The 19,512-nt window shown below is 60.4% G+C and carries 21 protein-coding genes; 8 read left to right on the forward strand and 13 right to left on the reverse strand.

Going from position 1 to position 19,512, the window contains the following annotated elements:
- The first annotated feature begins 74 nt into the window (after positions 1–74).
- The 4 genes from EYW45_RS18580 to sorU all read left to right on the forward strand — a co-directional run bounded on the left by EYW45_RS18580 (position 75) and on the right by sorU (position 4,457).
- Positions 75–1,064: a Bug family tripartite tricarboxylate transporter substrate binding protein gene (locus EYW45_RS18580; protein ID WP_161136896.1), complete on the forward strand. Its 990-nt coding sequence runs from the start codon at positions 75–77 to the stop codon at positions 1,062–1,064.
- Positions 1,065–1,108: 44 nt separating this feature from the next.
- Positions 1,109–2,668: an FAD/NAD(P)-binding protein gene (locus EYW45_RS18585; RefSeq protein ID WP_161136897.1), complete on the forward strand. Its 1,560-nt coding sequence runs from the start codon at positions 1,109–1,111 to the stop codon at positions 2,666–2,668.
- Positions 2,669–2,808: 140 nt separating this feature from the next.
- A complete protein-coding gene (sorT, locus tag EYW45_RS18590; protein ID WP_161136898.1) occupies positions 2,809–4,068 on the forward strand; it encodes a SorT family sulfite dehydrogenase catalytic subunit in 1,260 nt (419 codons plus the stop codon).
- A 14-nt stretch (positions 4,069–4,082) separates the two neighbouring features.
- The gene (sorU, locus tag EYW45_RS18595) at positions 4,083–4,457 is read left to right on the forward strand and encodes a SorU family sulfite dehydrogenase c-type cytochrome subunit (protein WP_407924936.1); all 375 of its coding nucleotides are present in this window, start codon (positions 4,083–4,085) and stop codon (positions 4,455–4,457) included.
- 129 nt (positions 4,458–4,586) lie between these two features.
- Here sorU and EYW45_RS18600 read toward each other — a convergent pair whose 3' ends face one another.
- The gene (locus EYW45_RS18600; RefSeq protein WP_161136899.1) at positions 4,587–5,456 is read right to left on the reverse strand and encodes a LysR family transcriptional regulator; all 870 of its coding nucleotides are present in this window, start codon (positions 5,454–5,456) and stop codon (positions 4,587–4,589) included.
- Positions 5,457–5,591: 135 nt separating this feature from the next.
- On the opposite strand from EYW45_RS18600, the gene EYW45_RS18605 reads away from it, so the two are divergent.
- Positions 5,592–6,338, forward strand: a complete 747-nt coding sequence (locus tag EYW45_RS18605) for a glucose 1-dehydrogenase (protein WP_161136900.1) — start codon at positions 5,592–5,594, stop codon at positions 6,336–6,338.
- Here the strand turns inward: EYW45_RS18605 and EYW45_RS18610 are convergent.
- Positions 6,335–6,607, reverse strand: a complete 273-nt coding sequence (locus tag EYW45_RS18610) for a winged helix-turn-helix transcriptional regulator (RefSeq protein ID WP_161136901.1) — start codon at positions 6,605–6,607, stop codon at positions 6,335–6,337. The genes EYW45_RS18605 and EYW45_RS18610 overlap by 4 nt on opposite strands.
- Before the next feature lie 323 nt (positions 6,608–6,930).
- Here EYW45_RS18610 and EYW45_RS18615 point away from each other — a divergent pair, with 323 nt between their 5' ends.
- Positions 6,931–7,782, forward strand: coding sequence for an NAD(P)-dependent oxidoreductase (locus EYW45_RS18615; RefSeq protein ID WP_161136902.1), 852 nt, complete (start codon positions 6,931–6,933; stop codon positions 7,780–7,782).
- Positions 7,783–7,810: 28 nt separating this feature from the next.
- Here EYW45_RS18615 and EYW45_RS18620 read toward each other — a convergent pair whose 3' ends face one another.
- From EYW45_RS18620 to EYW45_RS18650, 7 genes are all read right to left on the reverse strand, one after another.
- Complete coding sequence (locus EYW45_RS18620; RefSeq protein WP_235939108.1) at positions 7,811–9,094, reverse strand: ATP-binding protein; 1,284 nt, start codon at positions 9,092–9,094, stop codon at positions 7,811–7,813.
- Positions 9,095–9,144: 50 nt separating this feature from the next.
- Positions 9,145–9,882: a response regulator gene (locus EYW45_RS18625; RefSeq protein WP_161136904.1), complete on the reverse strand. Its 738-nt coding sequence runs from the start codon at positions 9,880–9,882 to the stop codon at positions 9,145–9,147.
- 198 nt (positions 9,883–10,080) lie between these two features.
- Positions 10,081–10,857, reverse strand: a complete 777-nt coding sequence (locus EYW45_RS18630) for a molybdopterin-binding protein (RefSeq protein WP_161136905.1) — start codon at positions 10,855–10,857, stop codon at positions 10,081–10,083.
- Positions 10,854–11,717 (reverse strand): cytochrome b/b6 domain-containing protein, encoded by an 864-nt coding sequence (locus EYW45_RS18635; RefSeq protein WP_161136906.1) that lies wholly within the window; start codon positions 11,715–11,717, stop codon positions 10,854–10,856. The genes EYW45_RS18630 and EYW45_RS18635 overlap by 4 nt, the downstream gene beginning before the upstream one ends.
- A gap of 51 nt (positions 11,718–11,768) precedes the next feature.
- On the reverse strand, positions 11,769–12,404 hold the full coding sequence (locus EYW45_RS18640; RefSeq protein ID WP_161136907.1) for a hypothetical protein: 636 nt from the start codon (positions 12,402–12,404) through the stop codon (positions 11,769–11,771).
- A 117-nt stretch (positions 12,405–12,521) separates the two neighbouring features.
- Positions 12,522–12,875 (reverse strand): hypothetical protein, encoded by a 354-nt coding sequence (locus EYW45_RS18645; RefSeq protein WP_328703651.1) that lies wholly within the window; start codon positions 12,873–12,875, stop codon positions 12,522–12,524.
- Between the two features lie 161 nt (positions 12,876–13,036).
- On the reverse strand, positions 13,037–13,312 hold the full coding sequence (locus EYW45_RS18650; protein WP_161136909.1) for a DUF4148 domain-containing protein: 276 nt from the start codon (positions 13,310–13,312) through the stop codon (positions 13,037–13,039).
- 414 nt (positions 13,313–13,726) lie between these two features.
- Here EYW45_RS18650 and EYW45_RS18655 point away from each other — a divergent pair, with 414 nt between their 5' ends.
- Both EYW45_RS18655 and EYW45_RS18660 read left to right on the forward strand, forming a co-directional pair.
- Complete coding sequence (locus EYW45_RS18655) at positions 13,727–14,176, forward strand: tripartite tricarboxylate transporter TctB family protein (protein ID WP_161136910.1); 450 nt, start codon at positions 13,727–13,729, stop codon at positions 14,174–14,176.
- Positions 14,177–14,188: 12 nt separating this feature from the next.
- Positions 14,189–15,712: a tripartite tricarboxylate transporter permease gene (locus tag EYW45_RS18660; RefSeq protein WP_161136911.1), complete on the forward strand. Its 1,524-nt coding sequence runs from the start codon at positions 14,189–14,191 to the stop codon at positions 15,710–15,712.
- A gap of 110 nt (positions 15,713–15,822) precedes the next feature.
- On the opposite strand, the gene EYW45_RS18665 is transcribed toward EYW45_RS18660, so the two are convergent.
- Genes EYW45_RS18665 through EYW45_RS18680 form a run of 4 tightly spaced genes read right to left on the reverse strand, consistent with a single transcriptional unit; the run spans position 15,823 to position 19,510 of the window.
- On the reverse strand, positions 15,823–16,512 hold the full coding sequence (locus EYW45_RS18665) for a DJ-1/PfpI family protein (protein ID WP_161136912.1): 690 nt from the start codon (positions 16,510–16,512) through the stop codon (positions 15,823–15,825).
- Positions 16,513–16,560: 48 nt separating this feature from the next.
- Positions 16,561–17,427 carry an isocitrate lyase/PEP mutase family protein gene (locus tag EYW45_RS18670; RefSeq protein ID WP_161136913.1) on the reverse strand — a complete coding sequence of 289 codons (867 nt, stop codon included), beginning with the start codon at positions 17,425–17,427 and terminating at the stop codon, positions 16,561–16,563.
- Positions 17,424–18,887, reverse strand: coding sequence for an FAD-dependent oxidoreductase (locus tag EYW45_RS18675; RefSeq protein WP_161136914.1), 1,464 nt, complete (start codon positions 18,885–18,887; stop codon positions 17,424–17,426). The genes EYW45_RS18670 and EYW45_RS18675 overlap by 4 nt, the downstream gene beginning before the upstream one ends.
- Before the next feature lie 14 nt (positions 18,888–18,901).
- A complete protein-coding gene (locus EYW45_RS18680) occupies positions 18,902–19,510 on the reverse strand; it encodes a cysteine hydrolase family protein (RefSeq protein ID WP_161136915.1) in 609 nt (202 codons plus the stop codon).
- Positions 19,511–19,512 lie beyond the last annotated feature (2 nt).

Genomic DNA, 19,512 nt, shown 5'->3' on the forward strand with positions numbered 1-19,512 from the left:
TTAGGATTTATAAAAAGCCGTCCGACGGGCCTTCGCCCGATCGGTATCCGGCGATCGACACCGAGGAGATTGTCATGAAGAGACTGCTGCAAATTGCCGCATTGGGCGTGCTGGGTACGCTGCTCAGCGCGGGCGCCACTGCTCAAGACTGGCCAAGCAAGCCCGTACGGATGGTCGTGCCGTTTCCGCCAGGTGGCGCCACGGACAACGCCGCGCGCATCTATGCGCAACATCTGGGAGATGCCATCGGCGGCACCGTGGTCGTTGAAAATCGGGGCGGAGCAGGCGGCGAGATTGGTGCGGACTATGTAGCCAAGGCGGCACCTGACGGCTACACCTTGCTGATGGGCGCCGTGGGTAGCCATGCTATCCACGCGGCCATGCCAGACAAGCCCGGCTACGATTTCGCCACAGCATTCGAGGGCATATCGATGGCCACCAGCATGCCGATGGCGCTGGCCGTTAACGCCAACGTACCGGCCAACGATGTGCAGTCCTTCATTGCACTGGTCAAGTCCAAACCGGCCAAACTCTCGTTTGGGTCTGCTGGCCCGGGCACTTCGCAGCACATGGCGGAGGAACTGTTTCAGGTGACCACACAAACGAAGTTGTTGCACGTGCCCTACCGCGGAAGCGGCCCGGCCATCACCGACCTGCTCGGCGGTCAGATCGATGCGGTGATCGAAACGCTGCCGGCATTGCTGCCGCATGTGGCAACCGGCAAGATCCGGCTGCTGGGCGTGACGACCGCCAAGCGCGCTACCGCCCTACCCGAGCTCGCCACATTTCAGGAGCAAGGTGTGAAGAACTATGACGTCGCCACCGCGTATGCATTGCTCGCGCCGGCGGGTACGCCGAAGGCGATCGTGGACAAGCTTTCGCTAGGCATGCGTCAGGCAGCGGCGCTTCCTGCCGTGCAACAGGGTACGCAAAAGCTCGGTGCCGATGCGATCGCCACGACGCCCGCCGATACCAAACGCATTCTCGGCGCAGAGATCAAGAAATGGGCTGAAGTGGTACGACTCTCTTCGGAAAACAGCTCACCCGTTGCCGCCAATCGTTGAGAACGAACGCGCTTGCCTGGTTTGCTTTTCTCGTTTGGTGAGACATGAGACCTCTTTACGACCTTGCGATCGTTGGCGGTGGCTCCGTCGGGATATCGTTCCTCAGTCAGTTTCTGGACGCCTACGACCCTCTTTCCGATGCGCCGAGACGGATATTGCTGTTCGAACCGGATCCTCGCCCTGGTCCGGGAGCGGCCTACCAAAAGGACTCGCGCACCAATCTTCTGAATATTCCAGCCGAGAACATGTCGGCTCGCCACGACGACCGCGGACATTTTGTGGCGTGGTTACGTAAACAACCGAATACGCTTCTGCAACACTACGGTATCGATACGATCGACCCCAAAGCGTTCTTACCTCGCGCGCTATTTGGAGCGTATCTGCGGGATATCTACAACGAAACACTAGCGTTCGCGCGTAACCGCCAGATCGAGGTGACGCATGTGGTGAGCCGCGTCGATCGTCTTGCGATGGCCGATGACGGTCATGTGATGTTGAGCGTCGCCGCAGGCGATTACTCAGCCGCTTACGTCGTGCTCTGCAACGGCAACCTTGCATCGTGTGCCTTCCCTCAACTGGAGAACAAGCCGGGTTACTTCAACAGCCCTTATCCCGTACAGAACCTGCTTCAGGCCATATCGTGTGATGCAAACATCGGGGTTGTGGGCACAAGTTTGAGTGCCGTCGATGCCATCGCAGCCTTAGCGGCAAACGGGCATCGCGGTCGGATCACGGCGATGTCGCGCAATGGACGACTGCCAGCCGTGAGAAGCCCCCACAATGTTCCTCCTGTGTCACTACAACACGTTTCACGCCAGGCTCTCGCGGATCTCGCTCAGGCTTCGAACGGTCGACTTACTCTCGATCAGGTTGAAACCGCGCTGTTGAACGAACTCGCATCATTCGATCACAACGTAGATCTCGCGGATATCACAGGTGCGCAGGGCACGGCCCGCGAGCAACTCGATAGCGAAGTCGCGCGCTCCCTTGCCGGAGCCAGACCATGGCAGGCACTGGCCGCTGCAACCAACCCATCGATCGACCTGATCTGGCATCTCCTGCCCGCGATGGAGAAGAGACATTTCCATCAGACGCTGCGATCGTTATGGATGGCACGTCGGGCTACATTTCCAATGCGTAATGCGTTGACGCTTCAATCACTCATGCACAGCGGCCAGCTTGAGGTCCGCGGCGGCTTCTCCGATTGCGTGTACGACGAAACAGATCAAACCTTCAAAGTCACTTTCGGCGCTGATGGGGAGATAGCAGGCAACAGGCCAGAGACTTTTTCGTTCGATCATCTGATCAATGCCACCAGTTTTTCAGTCGATGTTGCCCGAGCTGACGATCCCTTGGTTCGAAACTTGATCGACGCGGGTTATGCGCAGGCTGATCCGTTTGGCGGATTCGCGCTCGATTTCAACACCGGTTGCCTGCGCGCAGCGGATAACACGGTCATGCATCGCATATCAGTTCTTGGCAGCCTGGCCTGTGGCACCTATTTCTGGACGCTATCGATGGACGTCAATGCTCGCCTCGCACAAGCGCAAGCTGCGCGGATCGCTGCGGCAATCTGTGAGGCCTCGGCGATCGCTTCAGATTGACTGAGTTCAGTATTCGAAGATTCATATATATGATTGACATGTGTATATACCTTAAAGGAATATGCACCATCGATCACAGAACCCGCTCTGCACACAAAAACGACTGCCGCGTCGATGAATGACGGCTTGAGGAGACATCAATGAATGCGTTCGTTCCGAACAATGTTGGCAGGCGTCGCCTGCTTAAATTGAGTACATCAGCCCTGGCCATTGGAAGTCTGGGCCTGACTCAGGGTGCAACTGCAGCCGCGCTGGCGTCCGAACCTGCCACAGCCTTGGATAAACCCAAAGCAAGTGCAAGCGGCGCCAAACCCCTTCCCGGCTATGCAGATTGGAAAGATGCGGACAGCATGATCGTGCACAGTGCGAACACGATCGAAACGAAGCGGGAAGCGCTCGGTAGCAGCGTCATCACGTCTGCCGACCGTTTATATGTGCGAAATAACCTGCCACCGCCCGCCGCGTCAATACTCGATGACCGTGACGGATGGACTGTCGACATTGCGGGCGTGAAGACGCCAACGTCAATGACTGTTGCCGATTTAAAGCGCGTCGGGGTCGAAAGCGTTGCAATGGTGCTGCAATGCTCGGGCAACGGTCGGGGCTATTTTCCCGACAAGCCGAGCGGCACGCCCTGGCAGGTTGGCGCCGCGGGCTGTGTGATCTGGAGCGGCGTTCCGGTGCGCGATCTTGTGGCGCTCCAGGGCGGCGTGACTGATGGCATGGTGTTCATGACCGGCACGGGTGGCGAGAAGCTGCCCGAAGGACTCGATCCCAATGCCGTCATGGTCGAGCGTTCGGTGCCGAGCGAAGCGATGCAGGACGCGCTACTCGCGTGGGAAATGAACGGTAAACCCATCTCACTGGCCCATGGCGGGCCGCTGCGCCTCATTGTCCCTGGGTACACCGGGGTCAACAGCGTCAAGTACATCAAGCGGTTGGCCTTCACCGAGAAAGAAAGCCCCGCTGCCATCCAACAGACCGGCTATCGACTGTCACCCAAAGGCCAGAAAGGCAGTCCCGATCAGCCATCCGTATGGAAGATGGGCGTGAAGTCGTGGATCAACTCGCCGGATGGCAAGTCGGCGCCTGTGAAGGCAGGCAAGGCCGTCGTGGAAGGCGTGGCCTTCGGTGGGATGAACGGCATCAAGCAGGTGGAGGTGTCGATCGACGGCGGCACGACCTGGCGGCAAGCGAGATTGGTCGGACCCGATCTGGGTCGATACGCATGGCGGCAATTTTCGCTTCCGGTCGAGTTGGCTGCAGGTGAACACATGCTGATGTCTCGCGCGACGGATACCGAAGGCAACGTACAGGCCGAGCATCGTCCAGAGAATGCAGGGGGCTACATCAACACAAGTTGGCGTGACCATGCACTGACCGTCACCGTTGCTGCGTAAGAGATGACTCAACTATGTTCAATTTGATCGGATGGCGCGGGCGTGGCCCCAAAAAGCGGCTCAAGACGCACGCCGGTTACGCCGCCGCGCTGGCACTCTCACTTTCAAGCAGTAGCAGCATGGCGGAACCGCCGACGACAGCGATGATGGACGCTGGCCGCCAGCTTTTCCACAAGGCAGCTCCTGCATGTGCGCTTTGCCATACCTTGGCAGATGCGCAGTCGACGGGCGCCATCGGCCCGGTACTGGACGAAATAAAACCGGATGCCACCCGTGTCGAGACGGCGATACGTAATGGCATCGGGCAGATGCCCGCCTATACCAATCTGTCTGAGCAAGACATCAAGACACTATCGTCATATGTGGCCAAGGCCGCGGCAGGGGAATAAACCGCCCGGTCACGCCGCACGCGTGCTCCCAACGCGATCCGCGCGTGCGCACGGGCGATTGCCTAGAGACACGATCGCCTGCTCTGTCGCCAAATCGGATCAGATGCTAATGCGGAAATAAAGATTGGCCTAGTCCGGTGCGCGAACGACGTTGGACAACTGGGTGTCCGCAATATCGAGCATGGCACGCAAGCGATCCATATGCCGCAGATCGTGGTGATAACCCACCCATATATCTCTGCTTGGCGGCTGCTCCGGCATATCGATGCGCTGCAATCCCGGCACTGCGTCACCAAGCGGCCTGGGCAAAACCGCGACACCCAACCCTTGCGCGCACATCTGCGCCTGAACGGCGCGACTCGTACTGGTGAATACGCGCTTCGACGTTGGAAACCGGTCGAGCAGCCAGGCCACGTCCGGAAAGTGCGACTGCGCCGTATTCATCAGGATGAGGCCGACCGACACGGGATCGCGCTGCATGGCTTGTGCAGTGTCGGCCGAACCATAAAGACCGTATGGAACGCTCAATAATCGGCGTTGGACGATATCCGGTTCGGTGAAGGGCACGATTCTGAATGCCACGTCGGCATCGCGACGGGAAAGGTTGAGTAACCGATAACTCGCGATCACCTCAGGCACAACTGCAGGGTGGCGGCGCGTGAGTTCTATCAGGACAGGTGCCAACACGTAGCTGGCAAACCATTCCGCCGAGGAGATCCGCAGTATTCCCTCCAGGCGCTCTTGGTTTCCCGCCAGTCGTCGCTCCATCGACAGGGCCGCATTCTCCATGGACTCTGCGAGCGTGAAGATGCCGTCCCCGGCATCTGTGAGCACTAGCCCCTCGCTGGTTCTACGAAAGAGCGCTTGCCCGGCTTCATCCTCAAGCACCTTTATTCGGCGACCTACCGTTGGGTGGCTCACTCCCAGGTTTCTAGCGGCCGCACCGAGCGACCCGCAACGCACCGTTGCCAAAAATATTCGAACGTCGCTCCATTCCATGCCTGCACCACCGTTCAAAAATGTACGCCCAATATACAGGCATGGCAGTTCTCAAACATCCTTGTCAGGGCCAACATGGCATCCAGATCGAAGCCGCCCAGTCGGGCCTTCATCACTCTGGACGGATCTCACACCATGAACAAATTAAAAGACAAGGTTGCCATCGTGACGGGCGCCTCGAAGGGCATCGGCGCGGGCATCGCACGCCAGCTCGCAGCCGATGGCGCCAAGGTCATCGTCAACTACATCTCGAGCAAAAGCAGTGCTGACGACGTAGTCGCCGACATCGAGGCCGCAGGTGGAATGGCTGTGGCCGTGCGTGCGGACGTCCGCGTCAAGACAGATGTTGACGCGCTGATCGACGTCGCCATCCAGCGCTTCGGCCATTTGGACATCGTAGTGAATAATGCCGGCATATATCAATTCGCCAAGATCGAAGAAACTACCGAAGCGCTTTATCGCCAGCAGTTCGACATCAATGTGCTCGGCACGCTGCTGGTCGCCGGCGCAGCCGCGCCCCATCTTGGCCGCGGCAGCTGCATCATCAACATCAGCTCATTCGTGACCCGCGTTCTTCCAGCCGAGAGTGCCATCTACAGCGGCACCAAGGGCGCGGTCGATGCGATCACCGGCGTGCTCTCGCGCGAACTTGGCCCGCGTGGCATCCGAGTCAATGCGGTAAACCCCGGCATGATCGAAACGGAAGGCACGCATGCGGCCGGCGCCATGGACTCCGACTTCCAGACCTGGAATGAAGGATTGACGCCCCTTGGCCGCATCGGTCAGGTGCGGGACATCGCGCCGATCGTTTCTTTCCTCGCCTCTGACGATGCCGGCTGGGTCACCGGTGAGGTGATCCTGGGATCCGGCGGCATGCGTTAAGACGACATACGCTCGACTGAGAATTGCCGCATCGCTATCAGCACGGGCAGAAGCGCCCTCCCCCCTTCCGACAGGTGGTATTCCACCCTGCGAGGACGCTCGCCGTAATCCACGCGATCGATCAAGCCATCGTTGGCAAGTTCCCGCAAATGCGCCGTCAACATTTTCTGCGAAATGCCAGGCAGGTCCCGCTTGAGTTGAAGGGTGCGCATTGACGGATCGGCATACAGCCTGAAGAGAATCGGCAACTTCCAGCGCCCCTGGATCATTCTGATCGTGCGTGAGACATGCGCGACCGAGCCGTCGGCGCCAAGGCAGGTCTCACGCGCTACTGCGGAGTCAGCTGTTGCCTATCTTGCCAGCCCGATCTCCGGATACATCACAGGCATCAACCTCAGGATCGATGGTGGTCTCTCGCCAGTGCTCTAGCCTGGATCGACGGGCCGAGAATGCATTCGGCTTCCGTCAACTTCGGTCCCGTGCATAAACGTAAAGATTATCGGCGGTTCTTTTAATCGGCTATTGGGATACGACGTTGAATGCATCCCGATCAACCACGTAGATATATTTTTTATCCTCAAAGGAATTTGACATGGAAATCGGACTGATTGGTTTAGGTGCCATGGGGCGTGCAATGGCTGCCAATTTGATAACTGCCGGGCACAGCGTGAAAGGCTGGAGTCGCTCCGGTGGTGAAATGCCTGGCGTAACGATGGTTTCGACGCCAAGCGACGCATTTCAAGCGGATGCCGTGCTGACCATGCTGTCAGACGATGTCGCCATCCGTAGCGTGCTGCTCGACGCTGACGTGCTGCGTGCAGCGCGGCCGGGGTTGGTGCATGTGGTGAGTTCGACCATATCGGTCGACTTTTCGCAAGCGTTGGTCGAGCACCATAAGCAGGCAGGCATCGCCTATGTTGCCGCGCCGGTACTGGGCCGCCCCGACGTCGCTGCCAAGGGAGAGCTGAATATTCTGGCGGCCGGCGAGCCCCACGCGTTGGAAAAGGTTCAGCCGCTGTTTGCAGCGATCGGTAAACGCACTTGGCCGCTTGGCGACCATCCCCCAGGCGCACATGCGGCCAAGATCGCATGCAACATGATGATCGCCATGGCCATCGAATCCATGGCGGAGGCCGTGTCGCTGACCGATGCCAACGGCGTATCGCGTACGGACTTTTTTGAGTTGATCCTGGGAACGCTGTTCGGCAGTCGCTCGTACCAGGTGTATTCAAAACTCATCAGCGAAGGTGAGCACACGCCGGGCTTCAAAGCCGCACTGGGCTTGAAGGATCTGCGTCTGGCCCAGGAGGCGGCAGCAACGCTCGCCGCCCCGTTGCCCATGCTGGCCGCTGTGCATGAACAAATGCGCCGCGCAGTCGATGCGGGCGGCGCAGACCGCGATTGGTCGATCATGGCCGATTACACACTACGGAGCACGCGCTAGCCGTTGGATGCCATCGCGTCACGTGTCATCACTGCGGATTGGCCGGTATGCGTACCTCCGCAGCGAGGCCGCCCCCATGACGATTGTGCAGCACCAGCGATCCACCAAGCACGACTGCGAGCTGCCGTGCGATGGCCAGGCCCAACCCCGTCCCTCCCGTATTTCGATTGCGCGACACCTCAAGCCGATAGAACGGCTGAAACACCGCGTCAAGTTCCGCCGCCGCGATACCCGGCCCCCGGTCCAGTACGAGAATCGACACGCCTTGCGGCCCGGTATCCTGAACGCACACTTCAGCCGCACCGGCAAACTTCAATGCATTGTCGATCAAGTTGCACAGTACACGTCGCAACGCATGTGGGCGCGTCTTCAAGATGGCAACATGTTCGCCGGAAAGGCTCACCTGCTGCCCGGTGTCCTGATAATCGCACACGATGCTATCCAGGAATGCGTGGGCGTCGATCCGCACGCATTTTTCTTCCGTCCCGTGCGCACTGCGGGCGTAGTCGATGCCTTCGCGCACCAGACGCTCCACTTCCGCCAGATCCAGCGTCAACTTGGTTTTATCGACCGAATCGTCCATGAATTCAGCGCGCAACTTCATGCGTGTGATGGGCGTTTGCAGGTCGTGTGAAATCGCCCCGAGTAATTGCATACGTTCTTTGAGGTAGCTTCCGATGCGATCCTGCATCGCGTTGAATGCCACTGCGGCCCGGGCAACTTCGATCGGCCCGTGCTCGTTCAGGCGCGGACTGACCTGGTCGACGTCAAGCCGCTCGGCCGCTTGCGCAAGCCGTGTCAGCGGACGTACGGCCAGCCGGACGGCCAGCCAGGCGCAGGCCACCAAGAGCGCCAATTGCCCAGCCAGAACCACCGGCAGCCACGCTGCCATCGGTGGCATCGCCGCGTGTATGTCACGCACCACGCTGCTGCCGTCGCTCAGGGTAATGCGCGCCTGGATAAAGCTGTCGTCATCGGCCATGGCGTGAAACACGACCGGATATGAGCTGCTGAGCGCCGATCTGATCGATTCGACGGCCGTTCGAGCCGCCGCGAGGCGCAAGGGTTGGTCGGCCTCACCGGGCCCAAGCCGGTATTGCCGATTGCCACTGGACAAGCGCATCAGCCACTCTGGCCGCTCCGCCGGCGACAACCGATCGAGCGTAATGGCCGCGATACTCAACTCGCGTTCCAGGTCGCCCACCATCAACGACTTCGTTGCGTCGTAACGTTCGTAGAACAAGAGCGCAAACGACATCGCATGCGCCAGGACGAGGCCGACGAAAAAAATGAGAAACAACCGCGTCATCATTTTTCGGGGCCAAATTCTTATCAGATAGTGCATGACGTGCATCGTTTGCGTCACGATTCTTCCTGCACTTCGACCGACGTCGACAGCACGTACCCTTCGCTGCGCACCGTCTTGATGTAGGCAGGTTCGCGGGCATCATCACCCAGCCGCTGGCGCAGGCGGCTGACCAACAGATCGATCGAGCGGCCAAACATGTCGGCATCACGCCCTTGCGTCAGATTCAACAATTGGTCGCGGTTGAGCACACGTTGCGGGTGATCCAGAAAGACCCGCAGCAAGCGATACTCGGCGCCGCTCAGCGATACGATGGTGTTTTCCGCGTCGAGAAGCTGCCGCGCGGTGGTATCCAGTCGCCAGTGCCCGAATCGGATCAGACGGCCGGGCTCGGTGATTTGAAAATTTGGCGGCAGCATCCGCGTGCGGCGCAGTACCGCATTGATGCGGGCGAGCAGTTCTCGTGCGACGAACGGCTTCACCAGGTAATCATCGGCGCCCATTTCCAAACCGATCACGCGGTCCATGTCATCGCTGCGAGCAGTCAGCAGCAGCACCGGGGTCTTGCGGTGTTTGCCACTGCGCAACTCTCGGCACAGCACCAGACCATCGTCACCCGGCATCATGATGTCGAGCACAATCAGATCGACACTCATGCTTTCCAGGAAGGCGCGCATCTGCCGCCCATCAGCGGCGAAGGTAACTTGCAACCCGTTCTTTTTGAGGAAATTTCCGACAAGTTCACGAATTTCCCGATCGTCGTCGACGATCATGATGTGATCGAGCTGATCCATCTGCGGAACCTCTGACTGAGTGAGGAAAGCTGCGGGGCTGAATGGCGGCAACGCCGTGCAACCAGGGAACATTCTAGACAACAAACACGCGCGCAAGACCGCGCTGAGTGTCGTACTGTGTACGCCTGCCAGCGCGATACAAAACGGAATGAAATAGCGGTAGCCGTACCTTCTACGCGAGCGAGATGGGCATCGCCATCAGATGCCCGCGTACCACTCATAGCCGCGATCTTCCCAGTATCCGCCGCGCCCACCGCCCAACATGTCGAACCCGGAGACGACCTCGATACGCATCACGTATTTCGCGTGTTTGTAGCCCAACTGCCTTTCCACCCGGAGACGCAGCGGCGCGCCGTGCGCCACAGGCAGATCCTTGCCGTTCATCGCATAGGCAAGAATGGTCTGGGGATGGTAAGCATCGAACAGATCGATGCTCTCGTAGTAGCGGCCGCTGCCGTCGAAGGTCACCTCAAGCTCGTCGGCGCAATGAAAGACCACGTACCTGGCACCCGGTTTCAAGCGGGCCACATCCAGAATTTTTCCGAGCCCAACCCCTTGCCACTGTCCGATGGCGCTCCACCCTTCAACGCAATCGTGACGTGTGATCTGCGTGCGCGACGGCAAATGCTTCAGCTCGGACAGCGACAGGCTGAGCGGGTTCTCCACCAACCCATCCACCTGCAAGCGCCAATCGGCAAAGCCGCCCTCAAGCAGACGATTGTAGTCCTCTGAATCCGGTGCCTGCGTGCCATTCGCGCGAAACACGGGTGAGATGTCGGCCACACTGTACTCACGGGCCAGCGAATCGCGGCCAAGCAGGCGCCGTTGACTGGCCAAGGTGAGGTGCTCGGTGCTGCGTAGCACAGCACCCCACTGCGTGCTTTGCGTCATGCGATCGCATCCTGCCAGCATGAGCGCGCCGGCACCGCCCGCCAGCGCGGCCAGAATCTTTCGTCGTGAGCGATCTGGATTCATTCTTTATCCCCTGATTGATCGATCGCGTAACGTCCGCTGATCATCGACCGAATGTTGTTCCAGAAGCCGGACAGCACAACCATCAGCACGTGGACGACGACAAACAACACAAGGAGCGACGCGCTGATGAAGTGCAATGTGCGTGCGGAGGAGCGCCCTCCGAACACATCGAGCAGAAATGGAAAGACCGCATTCAGGCCGGGCGACATCGTCAGCCCTGTCAGCACCATCAGTGGCAACAATAGGAGTGCCACACTCAGATAAGTGAGCTTTTGCAGCGCGTTGTAGCGTCGCGCCTCAGCCCCCTTGGGAAACCGAAGGCGCGCATGGTCGACTACTTCCTGGCGCAGATGCGCGAGCGTCAACTGGTCCCGAGTGGGTGCCAGATCGCGGCGGATGTGACCGCGCCAGAATCCATGCGCCAAGTAGAAAAAACCATTGATCACCAGGAGCCAGGCAAAAAGAAAGTGCCAGTTTCTGCCTGCCCCGAGATCATGGTACGAGGGGATGGTGAGCCAGCTCGGGAACGCACGTGCCGCGAGTGCTTCGCTTTCGCGAGAGGCGCCAAGCACCCCCGTGGTCTCGATGCTCAGATTACCGATCTGGAAAAAGCCGTGTAAGCCGTCTTCAAGTTTCCGCGAACCGATAGCGATGAAAGCCTTGTCCGCATCCGCGCCATACTTCCCCCAGTACAGCCGAGGATGCGCATTGAATATCTGGAATCCGCTAAGCAGCAGCACAGAAAAGCACACGACGTTTACCCAGTGCGTCACGCGCACCGCCAACGAATGTCGACGAACCCACTGGCGAGGCGCGCGCGCACACAAGAAGGGCAAGCGAGAAAAATCAAAGTGTTTCATGCAACCTCCTTCCGGCTGGCGCGAGGCACCAGCCGGCAATGGGTGACGACATCACATCGGCGGGACGACACCATCCTTACCCACAATCAGTTGGCCGGCAGACAGGCTGCCGTCGGCCCCCTTCCTGGCGGGTACGAAAACGACCGCACCCGGCTTCACATCCTCTGGCTGCGCGGGGGTCAGCGTGACGACAGGCGTCCCGTTCGGAATGGCGATTCTCTTGTCCTGACCGTGGTAGTTGACGGTCACCACGCTACCGTTTATCGACTTCACCGCGTCTCCCACCGTTGCGTTGGTCATGGTGCTGTTGGGTTTCAGATCCCATCCGTAGCTGCCTTCTCCAAGCCCTTTCAACGCGGGCGGGAAGATCAGCACTTCGAGTGCACCGTCGCCCCCCTCCGATTTCGGTAGCGACGCGATGCCGACAAAATCTCCCGGCTTGATGTCGCTGATACTTGCTTTCTTTACCGCCGATACCGTCCAGCCTTCCGTCAGCTTGATGGTCACCGGCAATCCGTCACGTGACTTCACATGAAGGTCATTGCCTGCCAGCGAGGTCACTGCGCCCCGCACACGCTCACTTTGATCGGCTGCGCCGGCAGCCGTCGCAGCGCTCAGACCACCCACTGCAAGTACCGCGACTGAGATGCTGCCGATGAAAAATCGTTGAAGTCTTGAACCGTACATACGAACTCTCCTGATCGATGCAAACCTGCACCGTGAAAAACCATGACGCATAAACGTAGGGAAACCATCGAAAGCCGCGCCGTCATGCTTTCGAGAAATGGGAAAAAGCGAACCGTGTCAGATAGGCTGCGTGCGACGACGCTGCAAGCGTGTCAAGCAGCACTGCGCCAGCGCCCCCAGCACGAAGATGACGACCCACGTCGCCAGCGCGGCGCGCACGATGGGCGAATCCGGCCCCGCTGCGAGTGGACGAGAAACGGGCAGACGGGTCAGCGTCTCGTTGATGCCGGGCACCAGCAGAAGAAAAAAACTGAATGTGAATGCCAACTGAGACAGATACCGTCGCGCCCGGCCAAGGCGATGAATCTGCGGAATGGCCAACGCAGCAACCAACGTCAGGAGTGCCAGGATGCCCAACGCGTGACCGGCGTTGAATCGCCCGCTTGACGAGAGCCCAAACGACGTCAGCACTGACAGCAGTACGCCAACCAAATAAAGTTGACCAGAGCGCGTCCCGGCCTGAATCCCGCGGTGGCGAGCGAAGCTGTATATGCCGACGATGACGGGTACGACGCTGATAAGGGTGTGGCCGACACCAAGGGCAGATAGGGGATGAGTCATCGCCCGGGCGCTTATCGTTGCGGCTCAGTCGTCATCGCGACATGACGCTTGTGCTGGTAAACCGCCAACTTGGTGCGGTATTGAGAACTGTAGATGTCTGGCGTTGCTTCGCCGCGCGCTGCTTCAGCCAGACCGGCCGCGGTCCATGCGGCAAGGTCGGCTTTCACTTCAGCACGTGAAAGGGTCGAGAACGCAGGCGGAACGTAGGTTTCTTCGTTCGCGTGGGCCACGGATCCGGCAGAGAGAACTGCGAGGGCGATTGCGATAGGGGTAAAGCAGGTTTTCATAGTGGTTTCCAAGAACATCGAGGGGTGAAGGGTTGAGTGGTGGCGCATCGACGTGCGCCCTGTCCTTGGAATGCATTACACCGGCGGGGCGTATCTCGCATGTTTCGCGCAATGGGTCGTTCAACGCCGCAACGTATCTGCGGCAGGCGCAGATACAGTAGGAAATGAATGATCCAGGGCGCAGCAGACAATGCGTTCGCGAACGCCTACTTGGAAGCGACTTCAAATATGCGCGATCCAATTTTTCAACGCGATATTTCTGGCCGCCTGAAAATAAAATAATCAACCCCCCGAACATTACGAAATCGTAATGCGAACCTTCTTGACGCCATACACCCCCGCAAGACGATAATCGTGGTCGCGTTTCACAAATAAAGTGACGCAGTATTCAAAAACCAATTAGGGGACAACGCTATGCGTCGAGTCGACTACCGGGACTTAATCGGTGGCGGATTGATCGTGCTTGCGGGTGCAGGTGCGATGTATCACTCGCTGACCGCATTCAGCCTGGGTACGCTCTCACGGATGGGACCAGGGTACTTTCCTGCGCTCGTGAGCGGCCTGCTGATATTGTGCGGGATCGTAATAATAATTCCTGCATTAATGCGCGCAGGGCCAATGCCAGTCATCGAATTCAGACCGCTTATCTGGATCAGCCTTTCGACGCTGGCATTTGCATTAATGCTCGTTCCGTTTGGCTTAATACCCGCGATTCTCGCGCAAACCGTACTCGCCGGTATCTCGGATCGCAAAATGTCGTGGAAGGGATCGCTGATCCTGGCCTCGGCAGTTGCCGTCGGCGCAACCCTGATCTTCAAGGTGGGCCTGGGACTGTATGTCCCCGCCTTCGCCTGGCCTTGGTAGGAAAGAATAGAAATGGACGGTTTACTCGATAACTTACTTATCGGTCTGACGACCGCGCTCGCCTGGAACAACCTACTGTGGTGCATCATCGGCGTTTCGCTCGGCACACTGATCGGCGTGATTCCGGGCGTCGGGACGCTGGCGACCATGTCGCTTCTGTTCCCGATCACCTACCACCTGGACCCTACCGCCGCTGTGATCATGCTGGCGGGTATCTGGTACGGCAGCACCTATGGCGGATCGACCGCCTCGATCCTGCTTAATCTTCCCGGCACGCCAGCCAACGCCGTAACGTGTCTGGATGGTTTTCCGATGGCCAAGCAGGGTCGGGCCGGGGTCGCGCTGCTCATGACGACGTTTGCCTCGTTCGTTGGCGCCAGCGTCGGCATCATCATGCTGATGCTGTTCTCGGAGCCTATTGCCAATATCGCGTTCAAGTTCGGCCCAGCCGAGTACTTTGCGATGATGGTGCTGGGTCTGGTAGCGGCCTCGGTCGTGTCCGCCGGTTCGGCGATCAAAGGCATCACCATGGTTGTGGGGGGTGTGATGCTCGGGCTGGTCGGCACCGACGTCAATTCGGGCGTCGCGCGTTTCACGCTCGGATTCCCGGAACTGATGGATGGGGTCGGCATCGTCGCACTGGCGATGGGCCTCTTCGGCATCACCGAGATCATCGCCAGCATCAACCATGTCAAGGCGGCCGATCGCAAGATGGACGTCTCGATGAAGTCCATGCTGCCCACGCGTGATGAGGTCAAGCGCTCCTGGGGCGGGATGGCCCGGGGTTCGGGCATTGGCGCCTGGCTGGGCGTGCTGCCCGGCGTGGGCCCCACCGTGGCGGCCTTCATGGCTTACGCAGTTGAAAAGCGGGTCTCGAAGACGCCGGAGCGTTTCGGCAAGGGCACCATCGAAGGCATCATGGCTCCCGAAACCGCCAACAGCGCCTCGGACATGGCCTCGTTCATCCCGACCCTGACGCTCGGCATTCCAGGCAGTGTGACGATGGCATTGATCATCGGTGCGCTGATGATCCATGGCATCCAGCCCGGACCGGCCATGCTGAGCGAGCAGCCAGAGATGTTCTGGGGGCTGATCATGAGCTTCTGGATCGGCAACGTCATCCTGGTCATCCTCAACATACCGATGATCGGTCTGTGGGTGCGTGTGCTGACGATTCCGTATCACATGCTGTACCCGGCGATCATCATGTTCGTCTGCATCGGGGTATATGGGGTCAACAACAACGTCTTCGATGTGTACGCTGTGCTGCTCTTCGGCGTTGCCGGCTATGTGCTGCGGGTGCTCCACTTCGAGCCGGCGCCGCTGCTGCTCGGCTACGTGCTGGGCCCCATGCTGGAAGAAAACTTCCGGCGCGCCATGCTGCTCTCGCGCGGCAGTGTCACCGATGCCTTCGTCGGACGTCCGATCAGCTTGTGGCTGCTGATTCTGACCGCCGTGCTGCTGGCGTGGGGTCTATGGAGTGGTATGCGGCAACGATCGACAGTGCCCGTGGTCGAGACCGCGAAGTCAGTCTGATCCGCGTCACAGGCGCTAGATGCCCCCTGCGAAAGTCGACAAGATCTTTCGCAGGGGGCATTTTTTTGCCAAGGCAATATGTCGCGATGGCGATATTCGGCTAACTCGCCTCAGTGCACCATCCGCTTGGCCAAGCGTGCGGCCGCGCGCTTGGCGACCTCATCGCGCTCTGCCTGGAAGGCTTTCGACGCTTCACGTGCCGCGGCGACACGTTCCGGCGTGGCCGTTTTGGGCGAGCCTGAATCGAACGGCGGTTGCGGGTCGTATTCCATACCCAACTGCACGCGCTGCGCCTCATCGTCGCCAAACAGGCCGGCCACGAGCTGCAAGCCGAAGTCGATACCCGAGGTCACGCCGGCGCCGGTGACGCGATTGCGATCCCACACCACCCGTTCCGACACGGGCTCCACGCCGAAATGCGCCAGTTGGTCGAGCGACATCCAATGGCTGGTGGCGCGATAGCCCGTCAACAGCCCCGCCGCCGCGAGCACCAGCGATCCGGTGCACACCGATGTCACATACTGCGCACCGGCCGCTTGGCGACGCAGGAATTCCAGCGTTTCCTCATCTTCCATCAGCGTCAGTTGACCTGGTCCACCGGGCACGAAAAGAATGTCGGCCTGGGGCGCGGATTCGAACGTGGCACTGGGCACAATGGCCAGCCCGCCTGAGTCCACGACGGGTGCCGTGTCTTTCCAGACCAGATGCAGCGAGAGCGACTTGACCTTGGCCAGCACCTCGAAGGGTCCGGTCAAATCGAGTTGGGTCATGCGGGGGTAGGCAAGCATCACAACGTTCATACGAACTCCTCGGCAGGGTGGATGACTGCGAGCCTATGCGCCCGCTTGTCATGCATCGTACCGCTTACCCTGTTCGAGCAGTGCCGGGGTGCCGATCACGTCGTTCAACTGGTCGAAGTCGAGCATGCGGTCGCGCCACGGCGCGGTGGTGCCGGCCTGCTTCAGGCTGCCGTAATAGCCTTGCAGCGCGTGCGCCGCCGCGCGCGCCGTACCGCCGGGGAAGATCACGATCTTGAAGCCGCGTCGGGTGAGTTCGTCGGCACTTTCGATGGGCGTTTGACCGCCCTCGACCATATTGGCCAAGAGCGGAATGCGACTGGCAAATCGCGCGCAAGCGCGGTCCATCTGTTCGGGCGTGCGCAAGGCTTCGACGAACAGCGCGTCCACACCGCATTCCAGATACGCTTCGGCGCGATCCAGTGCTGCGTCCAGCCCTTCGACCGCGACCGCATCGGTACGTGCGAGGATCAGGGTATTGGCACTGTGGCGCGCGTCGACGGCGGCGCGCAGCTTGCCGCACATTTCAGCCACCGGTACCACGCCCTTGCCGCTCAGATGGCCGCAGCGCTTGGGAAAGGTTTGATCTTCCAGCTGGATCATCGCCGCGCCGGCACGTTCGAAGCCCCGCACGGTGCGTTGCGTGTTGAGGGCGTTGCCGAAGCCGGTATCGGCATCGACGATCACCGGCGTGGTGACGCGTTCGGTAATCCGGGCAAGCGTCTCTTCAACCTCGCTGAACGTGGTGAGCCCGATATCGGAACGTCCGAGCTTGGTGTAGGCGATCGAGGCACCGGACAGATAGAGCGCCTCGAAGCCTGCCTGCTCGGCGATCAATGCCGACAGCGCGTCGTAGATGCCGGGTGCAAGCACCGCGCCGGATTGCGACAAACGTTGCTTGAGCGTGGACTGCGTCATCGTGTCTCTCCTGTGGATGTGCCTTGTGCGACGAGGGCCGCTGCAGTACGGGCGGCAATGAAGCCGCCTGCAATGGCACTCAATAAACCGTTGCCGGATAGATAGCCCCACACGGCATTGCCCGATACACCGCGGGCGGCACCGCCTGCGGCAAGCAGATTGGGAAACGGCGTGCCATCGGTACGCAGCACACGGCAATCCGGATCGATATCCAGACCGCCTTGCGTGTGAAACAGCGCGCCAGTGACCTTGATGGCGTAGAACGGCGCAGTGAGGGCCCGGCGATCGCTGCGATCGCTGCGATCGGCGATGGTGGCTTCAAGCACCGACACGTCGCAGCCGATCAGCGCCGCCAAGGCCTCGAGCGTTGCGCACTCGCGCACCGCGCCCGCGCGCTCGGCATCGCAGAAATCAGGAAACTCGCGGCCGAGCGCGAGCAACGGCGTGTCGAACACATTCCACGCCAGTGCGCCGGGCTGCTGCAGCACATGCACCGCCGCCTCCGAATAGCCTTGCGTTTCATCGTGAAATCGCACGCCGCGCGCATTGATCTGGATGCCGCCGGCCATCATGATGGCCCACGAGATGAGCGCACCCTGCGGCACGGCCCAGGAACCATGCCCCTGGTAGCCGCCCATGTCCGCCAGACGCGCGCCCAGGGCCTGGCCCCAGGCGATCGCGCTGCCATCGTTGCCGGCATGGCCGCCAAAGGCCGCGTCCTTCATCTCCGGCAGCAGCTCGCGCACCATGGCGGCATTGCCGCCGAAGCCGTTGCAGGCCAGGATCAAGGCGTCGCAACGCAGCCTTTCGATCGTGCCATCGGGACGGACGTAACCCACGCCCGTGATGCGCTCGTCTTCATCGCACCAGAGCTCGCACACATGCGATTGTGTGAGCACATACGTGCCGGCCGCGTCAGCGGCACGCTGCAGTGCCCCCATCAATGCGCTTCCGGTGCGCTCAGGCAATGCGTGCATGCGGCGCACGCGATGACCCGGATACAGAAAACCGTCGAGCAATTCGAAGGTCAAGCCGTGACGCGCCTGCAGTAGGTCCAGAGCCGGCGCGATGGCTTCAGTGTAGGCCTGCAGTAAAGGTTCGTTGGCGGTGCCGTGCGTTTTGTCGCGAATGTCTGCGGCGAAATCGGCCGGCGATTCGACGATGCCGGCGGCAACCTGTACGCGGGTGCCGGCTGCCGGCACGAAGCCCGATGACAGCGCGGTAGAGCCACTGGGCACCACATCGCGCTCGAGCGCCACGCAGTCGACGTGTTCATCACTGAGCGTCAACGCCGCCGTCAGCCCGCACGCCCCGGCGCCGACGATGACGACAGGCAAATGCAGCACGTCGTCGCCCGCCGGCGTCCCGCGCCGAAGGGACGGCACGGCGGCGTGCGATGGCGAACGGTGCGCGTCGATCGGTGGCACCGTCGCCCCCGCAGAGCGGGGTGCGCCGCTCATGGGACCCGCGCCCGTCATGCGCCGAGCAGCGCGGCAAACGCCGCGCAGGTCATTACATCGCTCACCGTACGCAGGTCTGCAACGGCGGCGTCATGAGCGGCCGGCGTGCTCGCCGCACAACCGTCTTCCAACACGATCGTGTGATATTCCCGCATGTGCGCATCGCGCACGGTGCTGGCCACCCCGCCATTGGTGACGATGCCCGTCACGGCAACCGTGTCGATACCCGCATGCCGCAACACCCAATCGAGTTGCGTATTGAAGAACGCCGAATACGCGACCTTGAACACGGACACATCGACAAGGCCGGCAATGGCGTCGACGTTGGCGTGGCCGCGGCTGCCCATGGCGAAGTCGCCGCGTTTCAAAAACGGTCGCAAGGCTTTGAGATGTGGCGAAATCATGGGATCGCCCTTGGCATCGGGCCACAGGGTGAACTGGCTGGTTGCCACCAGACCGCCCTGCCCTTTGAGCGCTTGCGCGACAGGCGCCACGCGTGCCGGCAAGGCTTGCGCCTCACGCGACGCCGCGCCGCCCAAGGCGTAGGCGCCGTCGGGTGCAATGAAGTCGTTCTGCAGATCGACGATGATCAAAGCCGTTTTGCGAGGATCGATAGCATGCATGA

The sequence above is a fragment of the Schauerella aestuarii genome, from assembly GCF_009866805.1.
Taxonomy (GTDB): domain Bacteria; phylum Pseudomonadota; class Gammaproteobacteria; order Burkholderiales; family Burkholderiaceae_B; genus Schauerella; species Schauerella aestuarii.

Excerpts from the sequence above, each read along its gene's own strand:
- sorT (WP_161136898.1), top strand. The coding sequence starts at position 2,809 with ATGAATGCGTTCGTTCCGAACAATGTTGGCAGGCGTCGCCTGCTTAAA.
- sorU (WP_407924936.1), top strand. The coding sequence starts at position 4,083 with ATGTTCAATTTGATCGGATGGCGCGGGCGTGGCCCCAAAAAGCGGCTC.
- EYW45_RS18620 (WP_235939108.1), bottom strand. The coding sequence starts at position 9,094 with ATGATGACGCGGTTGTTTCTCATTTTTTTCGTCGGCCTCGTCCTGGCG.
- EYW45_RS18605 (WP_161136900.1), top strand. The coding sequence starts at position 5,592 with ATGAACAAATTAAAAGACAAGGTTGCCATCGTGACGGGCGCCTCGAAG.
- EYW45_RS18585 (WP_161136897.1), top strand. The coding sequence starts at position 1,109 with ATGAGACCTCTTTACGACCTTGCGATCGTTGGCGGTGGCTCCGTCGGG.
- EYW45_RS18670 (WP_161136913.1), bottom strand. The coding sequence starts at position 17,427 with ATGACGCAGTCCACGCTCAAGCAACGTTTGTCGCAATCCGGCGCGGTG.
- EYW45_RS18680 (WP_161136915.1), bottom strand. The coding sequence starts at position 19,510 with ATGCATGCTATCGATCCTCGCAAAACGGCTTTGATCATCGTCGATCTG.
- EYW45_RS18615 (WP_161136902.1), top strand. The coding sequence starts at position 6,931 with ATGGAAATCGGACTGATTGGTTTAGGTGCCATGGGGCGTGCAATGGCT.
- EYW45_RS18635 (WP_161136906.1), bottom strand. The coding sequence starts at position 11,717 with ATGAAACACTTTGATTTTTCTCGCTTGCCCTTCTTGTGTGCGCGCGCG.
- EYW45_RS18625 (WP_161136904.1), bottom strand. The coding sequence starts at position 9,882 with ATGGATCAGCTCGATCACATCATGATCGTCGACGACGATCGGGAAATT.
- EYW45_RS18610 (WP_161136901.1), bottom strand. The coding sequence starts at position 6,607 with ATGATCCAGGGGCGCTGGAAGTTGCCGATTCTCTTCAGGCTGTATGCC.
- EYW45_RS18660 (WP_161136911.1), top strand. The coding sequence starts at position 14,189 with ATGGACGGTTTACTCGATAACTTACTTATCGGTCTGACGACCGCGCTC.
- EYW45_RS18600 (WP_161136899.1), bottom strand. The coding sequence starts at position 5,456 with ATGGAATGGAGCGACGTTCGAATATTTTTGGCAACGGTGCGTTGCGGG.
- EYW45_RS18650 (WP_161136909.1), bottom strand. The coding sequence starts at position 13,312 with ATGAAAACCTGCTTTACCCCTATCGCAATCGCCCTCGCAGTTCTCTCT.
- EYW45_RS18580 (WP_161136896.1), top strand. The coding sequence starts at position 75 with ATGAAGAGACTGCTGCAAATTGCCGCATTGGGCGTGCTGGGTACGCTG.
- EYW45_RS18630 (WP_161136905.1), bottom strand. The coding sequence starts at position 10,857 with ATGAATCCAGATCGCTCACGACGAAAGATTCTGGCCGCGCTGGCGGGC.
- EYW45_RS18665 (WP_161136912.1), bottom strand. The coding sequence starts at position 16,512 with ATGAACGTTGTGATGCTTGCCTACCCCCGCATGACCCAACTCGATTTG.
- EYW45_RS18640 (WP_161136907.1), bottom strand. The coding sequence starts at position 12,404 with ATGTACGGTTCAAGACTTCAACGATTTTTCATCGGCAGCATCTCAGTC.
- EYW45_RS18655 (WP_161136910.1), top strand. The coding sequence starts at position 13,727 with ATGCGTCGAGTCGACTACCGGGACTTAATCGGTGGCGGATTGATCGTG.
- EYW45_RS18675 (WP_161136914.1), bottom strand. The coding sequence starts at position 18,887 with ATGAGCGGCGCACCCCGCTCTGCGGGGGCGACGGTGCCACCGATCGAC.